This window comes from Pseudomonas sp. JR33AA (assembly GCF_021378985.1).
Lineage (GTDB): Bacteria > Pseudomonadota > Gammaproteobacteria > Pseudomonadales > Pseudomonadaceae > Aquipseudomonas > Aquipseudomonas alloputida.
The window spans coordinates 69523-83167 of the sequence record NZ_JAJSAW010000008.1 but is presented as its reverse complement, the minus strand read 5'-3'; the positions used below and the strand labels follow the sequence as shown (position 1 = coordinate 83167).

12 protein-coding genes are annotated in these 13645 nt (G+C 62.8%); 11 read left to right on the top strand and 1 reads right to left on the bottom strand.

Features of this window, described 5'->3' with window-relative positions; translation table 11 throughout:
• Positions 1-23: 23 nt before the first annotated feature.
• The 9 genes from bioB (at position 24) to LVS58_RS14890 (ending at position 10569) form a co-directional block, all read left to right on the top strand.
• Positions 24-1082, top strand: a complete 1059-nt coding sequence (bioB, locus tag LVS58_RS14930; protein ID WP_014589423.1) for a biotin synthase BioB — start codon at positions 24-26, stop codon at positions 1080-1082.
• 1 nt (position 1083) lies between these two features.
• Complete coding sequence (bioF, locus tag LVS58_RS14925) at positions 1084-2256, top strand: 8-amino-7-oxononanoate synthase (RefSeq protein ID WP_233691719.1); 1173 nt, start codon at positions 1084-1086, stop codon at positions 2254-2256.
• Positions 2249-2980, top strand: coding sequence for an alpha/beta fold hydrolase (locus LVS58_RS14920; RefSeq protein WP_233691718.1), 732 nt, complete (start codon positions 2249-2251; stop codon positions 2978-2980). The genes bioF and LVS58_RS14920 overlap by 8 nt, the downstream gene beginning before the upstream one ends.
• A complete protein-coding gene (gene bioC, locus LVS58_RS14915) occupies positions 2973-3791 on the top strand; it encodes a malonyl-ACP O-methyltransferase BioC (RefSeq protein ID WP_233691717.1) in 819 nt (272 codons plus the stop codon). Before LVS58_RS14920 ends, bioC begins: the two co-directional genes overlap by 8 nt.
• A gap of 10 nt (positions 3792-3801) precedes the next feature.
• Positions 3802-4482 carry a dethiobiotin synthase gene (bioD, locus tag LVS58_RS14910; RefSeq protein WP_003255605.1) on the top strand — a complete coding sequence of 227 codons (681 nt, stop codon included), beginning with the start codon at positions 3802-3804 and terminating at the stop codon, positions 4480-4482.
• A 135-nt stretch (positions 4483-4617) separates the two neighbouring features.
• Positions 4618-4914 carry a pyrroloquinoline quinone biosynthesis protein PqqE gene (locus LVS58_RS14905; protein ID WP_233691716.1) on the top strand — a complete coding sequence of 99 codons (297 nt, stop codon included), beginning with the start codon at positions 4618-4620 and terminating at the stop codon, positions 4912-4914.
• Positions 4915-5201: 287 nt separating this feature from the next.
• Entirely contained in the window at positions 5202-7007 is a 1806-nt protein-coding gene (locus LVS58_RS14900) for a phenylacyl-CoA dehydrogenase (RefSeq protein WP_233691715.1), read from the top strand.
• A 375-nt stretch (positions 7008-7382) separates the two neighbouring features.
• A complete protein-coding gene (locus tag LVS58_RS14895; RefSeq protein WP_233691714.1) occupies positions 7383-8666 on the top strand; it encodes a GGDEF domain-containing protein in 1284 nt (427 codons plus the stop codon).
• Positions 8667-8790: 124 nt separating this feature from the next.
• Complete coding sequence (locus tag LVS58_RS14890; protein WP_233691713.1) at positions 8791-10569, top strand: acyl-CoA dehydrogenase C-terminal domain-containing protein; 1779 nt, start codon at positions 8791-8793, stop codon at positions 10567-10569.
• 321 nt (positions 10570-10890) lie between these two features.
• Here LVS58_RS14890 and LVS58_RS14885 read toward each other — a convergent pair whose 3' ends face one another.
• Positions 10891-11814, bottom strand: a complete 924-nt coding sequence (locus LVS58_RS14885) for a LysR family transcriptional regulator (RefSeq protein ID WP_003255599.1) — start codon at positions 11812-11814, stop codon at positions 10891-10893.
• Between the two features lie 210 nt (positions 11815-12024).
• Here LVS58_RS14885 and LVS58_RS14880 point away from each other — a divergent pair, with 210 nt between their 5' ends.
• Both LVS58_RS14880 and LVS58_RS14875 read left to right on the top strand, forming a co-directional pair.
• A complete protein-coding gene (locus tag LVS58_RS14880) occupies positions 12025-13305 on the top strand; it encodes an aspartate aminotransferase family protein (protein ID WP_233691712.1) in 1281 nt (426 codons plus the stop codon).
• Between the two features lie 146 nt (positions 13306-13451).
• Positions 13452-13610: a YqaE/Pmp3 family membrane protein gene (locus LVS58_RS14875; protein ID WP_009681539.1), complete on the top strand. Its 159-nt coding sequence runs from the start codon at positions 13452-13454 to the stop codon at positions 13608-13610.
• Positions 13611-13645: the final 35 nt, after the last annotated feature.

The following is a 13645-nucleotide window of genomic DNA, read 5'->3' as shown; positions in this document are numbered from 1 at the left end:
ACAGCCTAAACAAGGAAACGCCGATGAGCGCCAGCACAACTGCAACAACACGTCACGACTGGTCCCTGGCCGAGGTCAAGGCGCTGTTCCAGCAACCGTTCAATGACTTGCTGTTCCAGGCGCAGACCGTGCACCGCGCGCATTTCGACCCCAACCGCGTGCAGGTTTCGACCTTGCTTTCGATCAAGACCGGCGCCTGCCCGGAAGATTGCAAATATTGTCCACAGTCCGGCCACTACAACACCGGGCTGGAAAAACAGAAGCTGATGGAAGTGCAGAAGGTGCTGGAAGAAGCTGCCCGCGCCAAAGCCATCGGCTCTACCCGTTTCTGCATGGGGGCGGCGTGGAAGCACCCGTCGGCCAAAGACATGCCCTACGTGCTGGAGATGGTCAAAGGCGTCAAGGCCATGGGCCTGGAAACCTGCATGACCCTCGGCAAGCTCGACCAGGAGCAAACCAAGGCACTGGCCCAGGCTGGTCTGGACTACTACAACCACAACCTCGACACCTCGCCGGAGTTCTACGGCAGCATCATCACCACGCGTACCTACAGCGAGCGCCTGCAGACCCTGGCCTACGTGCGCGATGCCGGGATGAAGATCTGCTCTGGCGGTATTCTGGGCATGGGTGAGTCGCTGGATGACCGCGCCGGCCTGCTGATCCAGCTGGCCAACCTGCCCGAGCACCCGGAGTCGGTGCCGATCAACATGCTGGTCAAGGTAGCCGGCACGCCGCTGGCCGAGGAAGAGGACGTCGATCCGTTCGACTTTATCCGTATGCTGGCCGTGGCCCGTATCCTCATGCCCAAGTCTCACGTGCGCCTGTCCGCCGGCCGCGAGCAGATGAACGAGCAGATGCAGGCCCTGGCCTTCATGGCTGGCGCCAACTCGATCTTCTACGGCGAAAAGCTGCTGACCACTGCCAACCCCCAGGCCGACAAGGACATGCAGCTGTTCGCACGCCTGGGTATCAAGCCCGAAGCGCGTGAAGAGCACGCCGACGAAGTGCACCAGGCAGCCATCGAGCAAGCGCTGGTCGAGCAGCGCAGCAGCGAGATGTTCTACGACGCCGCGACAGCCTGATATGGCTTTCGACCTGGCTGCGCGCCTGGCCGAACGGCGCGCCGCAGACCTGTATCGGCAGCGGCCATTGCTGGAAAGCCCGCAAGGGCCGGAAGTCGTGGTCGACGGCCAGCGGTTGCTGGCCTTCTGCAGCAACGACTACCTGGGCCTGGCCAACCACCCTGAGGTAATCGCCGCCTGGCAGGCCGGCGCCGAGCGCTGGGGGGTGGGGGGTGGTGCCTCGCACCTGGTGGTTGGCCACAGCGCACCGCACCATCAGGTTGAAGAGGCACTGGCTGAACTTACCGGCCGCCCGCGCGCACTGTTGTTCTCCACCGGTTATATGGCCAATCTGGGCGCCATCACCGCGCTGGTGGGGCAGGGCGACACGGTGCTGCAAGACCGCCTCAACCATGCTTCGCTGCTGGATGGCGGGCTGCTCAGTGGCGCCCGCTTCAACCGCTACCTGCATAACGACCCGGCCAGCCTGGCCAGCCGCCTGGACAAGGCGGTCGGCAATACCCTGGTGGTGACCGATGGCGTGTTCAGCATGGACGGTGACCTGGCCGACCTGCCGGCGCTGGCCGATGTCGCTCGTGCCCGCGGTGCCTGGCTGATGGTCGACGACGCCCATGGTCTGGGCACCCTGGGCGCTCAAGGCGGCGGCATCGTCGAGCACTTTGGCCTGGGCGTGGATGACGTACCGGTGCTGATCGGCACGCTGGGCAAGGCTTGCGGCACTGCAGGTGCCTTTGTTGCCGGCAGCGATGCGCTGATCGAGGCGCTGGTGCAGTTCGCTCGCCCCTACATCTACACCACCAGCCAGCCACCGGCGCTGGCCTGCGCCACACTCAAGAGCCTGGAGCTGCTGCGCCGCGAAACCTGGCGTCGTGAGCACCTGGCAGCCCTGATTCGCAAGTTCCGAGAAGGCGCGCAGCAGATAGGGCTGCAGTTGATGGACAGCCCCACGCCGATCCAGCCCATCGTGATCGGCGACAGTGCGCAGGCGTTGCGCCTGTCACGCCTGCTGCGTGAGCGCGGCTTGCTGGTGACGGCCATCCGTCCACCCACCGTGCCGGCTGGCAGCGCACGCCTGCGGGTAACCTTGAGCGCAGCGCACAGCGAGGCGCAGGTGCAGCTATTGTTGAATGCATTGGCCGAGTGTTATCCACAGTTGGAGAACGCCGATGCGTAATCGACTTGTCCTATTGCCCGGCTGGGGCTTAGGAACTGCTGCGCTGGAGCCGCTGGCCGCCAGCCTGCGTGCCCAGGATGCCCGCCTGCAGGTAGAGCTGATGCCCCTGCCAGAACTGGCCCACAGCGATGTGCAGGCCTGGATCGACCACCTGGACCGCAAGCTGCCCAGCAATGTCTGGCTGGGTGGCTGGTCACTGGGTGGCATGTTGGCCAGCGCGCTGGCGCACCAGCGTGGCGACCACTGCTGCGGGCTACTGACCTTGGCCAGCAACCCCAGCTTCCTGGCCCGGCCAGATTGGCCCCATGGCATGGCCGAAGACACCTTCGGCACCTTCCTCGACGGCTGCCGCAACCATACCCAGGTCACCCTCAAGCGTTTCCGTACCTTGTGCAGTGACGGCGCCTTGCAGCCGCGCACCCTGTTGCGCCAACTGGGTGTCGGCGTGCCGGATACCGACCCGTTGTACCTGGCCACTAGCCTTGAAGTGCTGGCCAAGCTGGACACCCGCGAAGCCTTGCAGGCCTATGGTGGCCCGCAACTGCACCTGTTCGCCGGCAGCGATGCGCTAGTGCCGGCAGAGGCGGCAAAGGCGTTGAGCGAGCTGTTGCCCGATGTGGAAGTGGGCCTGGTCGAAGACAGTTCCCACGCGTTCCTGCTGGAGTACCCGCAGGAGCTGGCAGCGGGCATCAAGAGTTTTCTGCATGAGAGTGGCGATGACTGACCTTTCCCGTCCGACCCTGCCCGGCACATTGCCCGACAAGCGCCAGGTCGCGGCCTCGTTCTCCCGCGCCGCGGCCAGTTACGACAGCGTGGCGGCCCTTCAGCGCGCTGTAGGCCAGAGCCTGCTGGAGCAACTGCCGGCAGGCCTTCAGCCGTCACACTGGCTGGACCTGGGCAGTGGCACCGGCCATTTCAGCCGCATGCTGGCTGAGCGTTTCGCCCAGGCCAGCGGCGTGGCGGTGGATATTGCCGAAGGCATGTTGCTTCATGCCCGTCATGTAAAGGGTGGGGCGCAGTATCACGTGGTTGGCGACGCCGAGCGTTTGCCGCTGTGCGATGGCAGCGTCGACCTGGTGTTTTCCAGCCTGGCGGTGCAGTGGTGCGATCAGTTCGCCAGTGTGCTGGCCGAGGCGCAGCGGGTGCTGCGCCCAGGCGGTGTATTGGCGTTCAGCAGCCTGTGCGTGGGCACCCTCGACGAACTGCGCGCCAGTTGGCAGGCGGTGGATGGCCTGGTGCATGTAAACCGCTTCCGCCGTTTTGAGGACTATCAGCGCCTGTGCGCAGCCAGCGGTTTTGAACAGCTTGAGCTGCAGCGGTGCCCGCATGTGCTGCACTACCCGGATGTGCGCAGCCTGACCCACGAACTGAAGGCGTTGGGGGCACACAATCTGAACCCCGGGCGACCTTCCGGCCTCACCGGCCGGGCGCGAATGCAGGGCCTGTTGCAGGCCTATGAGGCATTTCGCCAGCCTGCGGGGCTGCCAGCCACCTATCAAGTGGTCTATGGTGTGTTGCGCAAGCCACAGGCGTAAGGGGAACACGATGAGCCAGGCCTTTTTCATTGCCGGTACCGATACCGATGTCGGCAAGACCACCATCGCCGCCGGCCTCTTGCATGCGGCGCGTTTGCAGGGCATGAGCACGCTGGGTGCCAAGCCGGTCGCCTCGGGCTGCACGATGACACCGAAAGGCTTGCGCAATAGCGATGCCCTGGCGCTGATCGACGAAAGCACGGTCAAGCTGCCCTATGAGCAGGTCAATCCGTTTGCCTTCGAGCCTGCCATTGCCCCGCATGTGGCGGCGCGCGAGGCCGGGGTGACGCTGGCTGTGCCAGAACTGCTCGCGGCGATGCGCAATGTGCTGCAACAAAATGCCGACTTCACCCTGATAGAGGGGGCCGGTGGCTGGCGCGTACCGCTGTCGGGCCTGGAGAACCTGTCCGACCTTGCCGTTGCCTTGCGGTTGCCGGTGATTCTGGTGGTAGGCGTGCGGTTGGGTTGCATCAGCCATGCCTTGCTCAGCGCCGAGGCGATCGAGCGTGATGGGCTGCAGTTGGCGGGTTGGGTGGCAAACATCATCGAGCCGCGCACCTCGCGCCTGGAAGAGAACCTGGCCAGCCTTGCAGAGCGCTTGCCGGCGCCTTGCCTGGGGCGGGTGCCCAAGCTCAAGCAGGCCAGTGCCGACATGGTGGCTGAGCATCTGCAGCTGGATTTGCTGGATTAGTGTGTTGCAGGCCAGTGCAGAAATACCCAAGGCCTATCAACTGGCATTGAGCCATTATTGATTTAAACGGGCCTTTTCGCGCCCAGCCTGCTTTAATTGGGGCTGTTCGTCATCCAGCGTCAATGGAGTCCTGACATGGAAATCACCGGTAGCTCCGCCTACTACGCGGGCCTGAGCGCAATCCAGACCGGCCAGAGCCGCGTCGATCAGGCCGCCAGCCAGATCGCCAACACCACTGCCGAACGTACCGCCACCAGCCAGTCCAGCGATTTTCAGGCCGAGCGCCTGCGCGCGGTCGACCGCAGCCAGCAGATGGACATGGCCACCAGTGTCGTGCAACAGGCGGTGGGCAAGACCGAAGTCGAGCTCGGCGCAAAGGTTGCCAAGGCATCCGACGAAATGCTCGGCCGGATCATCGACACCTACGCCTGATACGGCGCCCCCTCCCAAACTTGGCGCGTTCCTTTGTAGGAGCGGGCTTGCCCGCGAATGCGTCCGCTTAGACAACAATTTTGTCTGGTCGGGCCTCTTCGCGGGCAAGCCCGCTCCTACAAGGGGTTGTGCCATGGCGTGACCGATTTGCCATTTTTCGTGGCGTAAATGGCACCATGGTCCCTCCTTGACAGAAAGCTAAGCTAAACGTAAGTTTCAAACAACTGTTTGATCGGCTTCCGCCAAGCGCGGGTCACCCCACAGAACTCACCTAGAGGTTCATCGCAATGCCTGACTACAAAGCCCCCTTGCGTGATATCCGCTTCGTTCGCGACGAGCTGCTTGGCTATGAGGCGCACTATCAGAGCCTGCCGGGCTGCCAGGACGCCACGCCCGACATGGTCGACGCGATCCTTGAAGAAGGCGCGAAGTTCTGTGAGCAGGTGTTGTCGCCGCTGAACCGCGTGGGTGACCAGGAAGGCTGCACCTGGAGCGAATCGGGGGTGAAAACCCCAACCGGCTTCAAGGAGGCCTACCAGCAGTTCGTCGAAGGCGGCTGGCCGAGCCTGGCACATGACGTCGAACATGGCGGCCAAGGCCTGCCAGAGTCGCTGGGCCTGGCGCTGAGCGAAATGGTCGGTGGCTCAAACTGGTCGTGGGGTATGTACCCCGGCCTGTCGCATGGCGCGATGAACACTATTTCTGCGCACGGCACTGCCGAGCAACAGCACACCTACCTGACCAAGCTGGTGTCCGGTGAGTGGACCGGCACCATGTGCCTGACCGAACCGCACTGCGGCACCGACCTGGGCATGCTGCGCACCAAGGCCGAGCCACAGGCCGACGGCAGCTACAAAGTGTCGGGCACCAAGATCTTCATTTCGGCCGGTGAGCACGACATGGCCGACAACATCGTCCATATCGTCCTGGCCCGCCTGCCGGACGCACCGGCCGGCACCAAGGGCATTTCGCTGTTCATCGTGCCGAAGTTCCTGCCCAACGCCGAAGGCGGTGTGGGCGAGCGCAACGGCGTGAGCTGCGGCTCGATCGAACACAAGATGGGCATCCACGGTAACGCCACCTGCGTCATGAACTTCGATGCGGCAACCGGCTACCTGATCGGCCCAGCCAACAAAGGCCTGAACTGCATGTTCACCTTCATGAACACTGCTCGCCTGGGTACCGCGCTGCAAGGCCTGGCCCACGCCGAGGTGGCGTTCCAGGGTGGCCTGAAGTACGCCCGTGAGCGCTTGCAGATGCGTTCCCTGACCGGCCCGAAAGCACCGGACAAGGCCGCTGACCCGATCATCGTCCACCCGGACGTGCGGCGCATGCTGCTGACCATGAAGGCCTTCGCCGAAGGCAACCGCGCGATGGTGTACTTCACTGCCAAGCAGGTGGACATCGTCAAGTACAGCCAGGACGAAGAAGAGCGCAAGAAGGCTGACGCCCTGCTGGCGTTCCTGACCCCGATCGCCAAGGCATTCATGACCGAAGTCGGTTTCGAAGCCGCCAACCACGGCGTACAGATCTACGGTGGCCATGGCTTCATCGCCGAATGGGGCATGGAGCAGAACGTGCGCGACAGCCGTATCTCCATGCTGTACGAAGGCACTACCGGTATTCAGGCCCTCGACCTGCTTGGTCGTAAAGTGCTGATGACTCAAGGCGAAGCACTGAAGGGCTTCACCAAGATCGTGCACAAGTTCTGCCAGGCGCAGGAAGGTAACCCAGCGGTCAAGGAGTTCGTCGAACCGTTGGCGGCCATCAACAAGGAGTGGGGCGAACTGACCATGAAAGTGGGCATGGCTGCCATGAAGGACCGTGAAGAAGTGGGTGCGGCTTCGGTCGATTACCTGATGTACTCCGGCTATGCCTGCCTGGCTTACTTCTGGGCCGACATCGCCCGCCTGGCCGCCGAGAAACTGGCAGCCGGTACCAGCGAGGAGGCGTTCTACACCGCCAAGCTGCAGACTGCCCGCTTCTACTTCCAGCGCATCCTGCCACGTACCCGTACCCATGTGGCGACCATGCTGTCGGGCGCCAACAACCTGATGGCGATGGACGAAGAGCACTTCGGCCTGTCGTACTGATACTGGCGATGTACCCAAAACCCGCCTGCCCTGACCGGCAGGCGGGTTTTTTTTACGTCTTCAGGTTCAGCGTGGTCCGTCGTAGGAGCGGGTTCACCCGCGAAAGGGCCGGGCCTGCTGGCCAATCTCCACCCGCCGTTCAGTGTTGCCGCTGCCACCGCATTCGCGGGTAAACCCGCTCCTACCACACTGATCGGTGATGGCCACACATCAGGGGTTGGACACAGGCCGCTGTAGGAGCGGGTTCACCCGCGAAGGATGCGACACGGTGCGTGAGAAGTGCGTTCATCCAACCGCAAATTCAACTGTTCCAGTGCACTGCCGATGAAGTGAGGGCACAATGCCATTATTGATCTGCCGGGTTGGAGATTACCCTTGTTTCGTTTTAACGCTGTTCGGGCAAGCCACTTCCTGCCGTCGCTGTTCTTGTTGCTGGCAGGGCTCGCCGCAGCCTATGTGAGAGACCTCAGCGTCTTTTTCACATCGCTGTTCAATGTCCTTCCTACCTTGGTTCTACTGCTGGGCGGCGCCTACTGCGCGGTTTACCGTCGCCAGCGTGAGCTGTTCCTGATGCTGACGGTGTACATCGCCTACTTCCTGCTCGATACCCAGACCGATTTTTACCGTGACCATGGCCGCGTGCGTGAGGACGCCGCGGTGATCTTCCACCTGGTCTGCCTGTTGCTGCCGGCGCTGTTCGGGCTGTATGGCGCCTGGCAGGAGCGTACGCACCTGCTGCAGGACCTGGTCGCCCGCGGTGCCGTGCTGTTTGCCGTGGGCAGTGTGGCGGTGGCCCTTCAGCAAAGCTACCCCGAGGCGTTGCTGACCTGGTTGGCGGAGATCCGCTGGCCGGCTTTGCATGGCCACTGGATGAGCCTGATCCAGATGGTCTACCCACTGTTCCTTGGGGTGTTCATTCTGCTGGTGGTGCAGTACCTGCGTGCACCCCGGCCGCTGCACGCCGCGCAGTTGATCGGCCTGCTGGGCATTTTCTGGATGCTGCCGCAAACCTTCATCCTGCCGTTTACCCTGAATATCATGTGCAGCCAGGTAATGCTGATGATCGCCGCAGCAGTGGCGCACGAGGCTTATCAGATGGCGTTCCGTGACGAGCTGACAGGCCTGCCGGGGCGCCGTGCGCTGAACGAGCGCATGCAGCGCCTGGGGCGTAACTATGTGATCGCCATGACCGATGTCGACCACTTCAAGAAATTCAACGACACCCACGGGCACGATGTCGGGGACCAGGTGCTGCGGTTGGTCGCCAGCCGCTTGTCCAAGGTCACCGGCGGTGGCCGCGCCTACCGTTATGGCGGGGAAGAGTTCGCCCTGGTGTTCGCCGGCAAGACCGCCGAAGAATGCGTGCCGCATGTGGAAGCCGTGCGTGAAGTGATCGCCAATTATGTGATGCACCTGCGCGATCAGCACAACCGTCCGCAGGACGATACCGCCGGGCGCCAGCGCCGGGCTGGCAGCGCCGGCGGCACGGTCTCGGTCACCATCAGTATCGGCGTGGCCGAGCGCCAGGCCGATCATCGCAACCCCGAGGCTGTGCTGAAATCCGCCGACCAGGCGCTTTACAGTGCCAAAGGCGCGGGGCGCAATTGTGTCATGGTGCATGGGCGACAATTACTGCGAGGGGCAGTACGCACGGCGTGACCAGGTGCGACTATATGGTCGATTGATGACCCTATGTCTCGCAAAAGTTGTTCGGTTACACTGCCAGTAACCCCAGTGTCGCGGTTCCCAGAGACCGCCCCGACCCGACTAGCGAGAGGTTGTCATGGCTGACTATATAGCGCCCCTGCGCGACATGCGCTTCGTACTGAATGAAGTTTTCAACGTGGCCGAGCAGTGGACGCAGTTGCCCGGGCTGGCCGAGGTTGTCGATGCCGACACGGCCATGGCCGTGCTGGAAGAAGCCGGCAAGGTCACTGCCAAGACCATTGCGCCGCTCAGCCGCGCCGCTGACGAAGAGGGCTGCCACTGGGACAACGGCGCGGTACGCACCCCAGCCGGTTTTATCGAGGCCTACAACACCTACGCCGAAGGCGGCTGGGTGGGCGTGGGCGGCGACCCGCTGTTCGGCGGTATGGGCATGCCCAAGGCCATCTCGGCCCAGGTCGAGGAAATGGTCAACGCGTCCAGCCTGGCCTTCGGCCTGTACCCGATGCTGACCGCCGGCGCCTGTCTGTCTATCAACGCCCACGCCAGCGAGGCTTTGAAGGAAAAATACCTTCCAAACATGTATGCCGGCGTTTGGGCCGGCTCCATGTGCCTGACCGAGCCGCATGCCGGTACTGACCTGGGCATTATCCGCACCAAGGCCGAGCCCCAGGCTGACGGCAGCTACAAGGTCAGCGGCACCAAGATCTTCATCACCGGTGGCGAACACGACCTGACCGAAAACATCATCCATCTGGTGCTGGCCAAGTTGCCGGATGCACCGGCGGGGCCGAAAGGTATTTCGCTGTTCCTGGTGCCCAAATTCCTGGTCAATGAAGACGGTAGCCTCGGCGCGCGGAACCCGGCCACCTGCGGCTCGATCGAGCACAAAATGGGCATCCAGGCCTCGGCTACCTGTGTGATGAACTTCGACGAAGCAGTCGGCTATATCGTCGGCGAGCCGAACAAGGGCCTGGCGGCCATGTTCACCATGATGAACTACGAGCGCCTGGGCGTCGGCATTCAAGGCCTGGCCTCGGCCGAGCGCTCGTACCAGAACGCCGTGGAGTACGCCCGCGATCGCCTGCAAAGCCGTGCCCCGACCGGCCCACAAGCCAAGGACAGGGCTGCCGACCCGATCATCGTCCACCCGGACGTGCGTCGCATGCTGTTGACCATGAAGGCGCTGGTCGAAGGTGGCCGCGCCTTCTCTACTTACGTGGCCATGCAGCTGGACAGTGCCAAGTACAGCGAAGACGCCAGCGTGCGCAAACGCAGCGAAGAGCTGGTGGCACTGCTGACGCCGGTGGCGAAGGCCTTTCTCACCGACCTGGGCCTCGAGTGCACAGTGCACGGCCAGCAGGTATTCGGCGGGCATGGTTACATTCGTGAGTGGGGGCAGGAGCAGTTGGTGCGCGATGTGCGCATTACCCAGATCTACGAGGGTACCAATGGCATCCAGGCCCTCGACCTGATGGGGCGTAAAGTGGTTGCCAGCGGCGGGGCATACTACAGGCTGTTCTCTGACGAGATTCGCCAGTTCATTACCGGTGCAGGCAGCGAACTGGACGAATTCACCAAGCCACTGGGTGCTTCGCTCGATCAGCTCGACGGGTTGACCGAGTGGGTATTGCAGCAGGCCAAGGGCAACCCGAATGAAATTGGCGCGGCTTCGGTCGAGTACCTGCATGCCTTTGGCTATGTTGCCTATGGCTACATGTGGGCACTGATGGCGCGGGCAGCGCAGGCGGGCGAAGGGGATGCGCCGTTCTATTCGGGCAAGCTGGGTACGGCGCGGTTCTACTTTGCGCGGTTGCTGCCACGGGTGGATTCGTTGGTGGCTTCGGTGAAGGCGGGAAGTGAATCGCTCTACCTGCTGGAGGCCGAGCAGTTCTGATCGTTTTTTTGGGGCCGCTGCGCAGCCCAATCGCGACGCAAGGCCGCTGCCATAGGTATCCGAAGCGGCCCCAGCCATGGGATGTCTGTGAATGAATCGCCTGTGTAAGCTTTTTCCTACACGACGTGGTGACTTTTCACCACTGTTCCAAGATTGGATCCACGGTTAATCTTTACCACATGGACGTTGCGCAGGAAGCGCAAAGGACAGATCAAGGACGACGACGAAGGACCACCTGCCAGGATGGCGGGGCGATACGGATGTCACAGGGAAACAGTCTGGAAAACCCCGCTTCGGCGGGGTTTTCTTTGTGCGCGTGTTTTAGGCCAGCACATCCAGCGGTGATGCCCCCAACAGGCGGGCGTCCGTCTCTTCCTCAAGCAATGTGCGCAGCAGCTCTACAGAGGCCTGCTGGCGCTGGGCATCGCGAAATACCAGGCCAACCTTCAACGGCACGCGCGGTTCGCTCAACGGCTTCCACAGCAGCCCCTGATCATCTTCGGCGGCCTCCTTGGCGCGCCCCGGCAGAATGGTAGCCAGCGCTGTGTGCGCGAGGCTATCGAGAATGCCTGCCATATTGTTCATCTCGGCCTGCACCTGCGGCCGTCGGCCCTGGCTGGCCAGCTGCGCCTGCCAGATCTGGCGGATCTGGAACTCCTCGCCCAGCATCAGCATGGGCAACTCGGCGGCCTGACGGATGGACACCTTCTTGAAGTCCTTCAGCGGGTGGGTATCGGGTATGACCAGTTGCAGCTCATCTTCGTACAACAGCAGGCCATGCAGCCCTGGCTGGCGCGGCGGCAAGTAGCTGATGCCGATGTCCAGGTTGCCATTGAGCAGGCGCCGTTCGATCTCCAGCCCCGACAACTCGTAAATCTGCACGACCAGATGAGGTTGAGCCTTGCGCAGCCGTTCCAGCAGCTGCGGTATCAGACTTGGCCGCACGGTCTGCAATACACCGATAGCCAAGGTGCGCAGCGACTGGCCCTTGAAGTTGCGCATAGCCTCGTGGGCTCGCTGCAGGCCGTCCAGCAACGGCAGGGCATGGTTGTACAAGGTGTGGGCGGCCAGGGTCGGCAGCAAGCGTTTGTTGCTGCGCTCGAACAGGCTCAGGTCGAGGCTGTGCTCCAATTGGCGAATCTGCTGGGAAAGCGCCGGCTGTGACAGCGACAGGCGTTCAGCGGCACGGCCTACGTGGCCTTCTTCGTACACCGCGACGAAATAACGCAGTTGGCGGAAATCCATAAGCAACACTTATCGAAAATGCTGGAAAAACGAAATGGTCGAAAACCCTGCTGAAGCCTAGTCTATCGCCGTATTACAAAGGGTTACAGCGATGATTCGGTCGATTGTTACCCCGGATGAAAAACACTTTTGATAGGCAAGGCAAAATATCGAGTGGCGGCACCAAGACCGCCCCGTGGCTGCCCTTTACCGTGATTGGTTGGAGCCCTGATGAACCTGTTCAACCTGCGCCGTCCGGCTCCTGCCGCCGCCGCCGAGCCCAAGCGTGCGCCGGTGATCGTGCCGCACGCGTCTGAGCTGTCGCCTGAGCGCCTGATGCCCGGCGCCGAACGTGCAGCGCAGGTATTCGTGCGTGGCCAGGGCTCGTGGTTGTGGGACAACGAAGGGCATGCCTACCTGGACTTCACTCAGGGCGGTGCGGTCAACAGCTTGGGCCACAGCCCCAGCGTGCTGGTCAAAGCGTTGGGCAACCAGGCTCAGGCGTTGATCAACCCGGGCTCGGGCTTCCACAACCGTGGCCTGCTGGGGCTGGTCAACCGGCTGTGTCAGAGTACCGGCAGTGACCAGGCCTACCTGCTCAACAGCGGTGCCGAGGCCTGTGAAGGGGCGATCAAGCTAGCGCGTAAGTGGGGCCAACTGCACCGCAATGGCGCCTATCACATCATTACCGCCAGCCAAGCCTGCCATGGCCGTAGCCTCGGCGCGCTGTCCGCGTCCGACCCGTTGCCGTGCAATCGCTGCGAACCTGGCCTGCCGGGTTTCAGCAAGGTGCCGTTCAATGACCTCGCGGCGCTGCACGCCGAGGTGGATTCACGCACCGTGGCAATCATGCTCGAGCCGATACAGGGCGAGGCGGGTGTTATTCCCGCTACTCAGGAATACCTCAAGGGCGTGGAAACGCTCTGCCGCGAGCTGGGCATCCTGCTGATCCTTGATGAGGTGCAGACCGGTATTGGTCGCTGTGGTGCGCTGCTGGCCGAGGAGCTCTATGGCGTGCGCGCCGACATCATTACCTTGGGCAAGGGCCTGGGGGGCGGCGTGCCGCTGGCCGCCTTGTTGGCGAGGGGCAAGGCATGCTGCGCCGAGCCGGGTGAGCTGGAAGGCAGCCATCACGGCAACGCGCTGATGTGCGCCGCCGGCCTGGCGGTGCTGGACAGCGTGCTGGAACCTGGCTTTCTGGCCCAGGTTCAGGACAACGGTCGTCACCTGCGTGAAGGCCTGAGCCGCCTGACCGGGCGCTATGGTCAGGGTGAAGTGCGTGGTCAGGGGCTGCTCTGGGCCCTGCAACTGAAAGAAAACCTGGCCCGCGAGCTGGTGGCCGCGGCCCTGCAAGAAGGCCTGCTGCTCAATGCGCCGCAAGCGGATGTCGTGCGCTTTTCACCGGCGCTGACTGTGAGCAAAGGCAACATCGACGAAATGCTGCTGCGCCTGGCACGCGCTTTCGCCCGCCTGCATGCCCGGCAGCAGGCCCGTCGTGAAGTGCCGGCGTAGCGGCCTGGCAAAGAATTCAACGAACCGTCTGGCGTTCCTGCGCATCGCCCCTGGCCTGTTTCATTCGGCCCGGGGCGTTTTTTTTGCCTGTGGAACCTCTACGGCGGGCAGCTAGTCTTTGATGTAACCCTTCAGGAGAGACTCGCATGGACTTTATTCGCATCATCATCGCCATCATCCTGCCGCCGCTGGGGGTGTTCCTGCAGGTCGGGTTTGGTGGGGCGTTCTGGCTGAATATTCTGCTGACCTTGCTGGGGTACATTCCGGGGATCGTGCATGCGGTGTATATCATCGCCAAGCGTTGATACAGGCAGAGATTGGCCCCTGCAGGAGCAGCGCA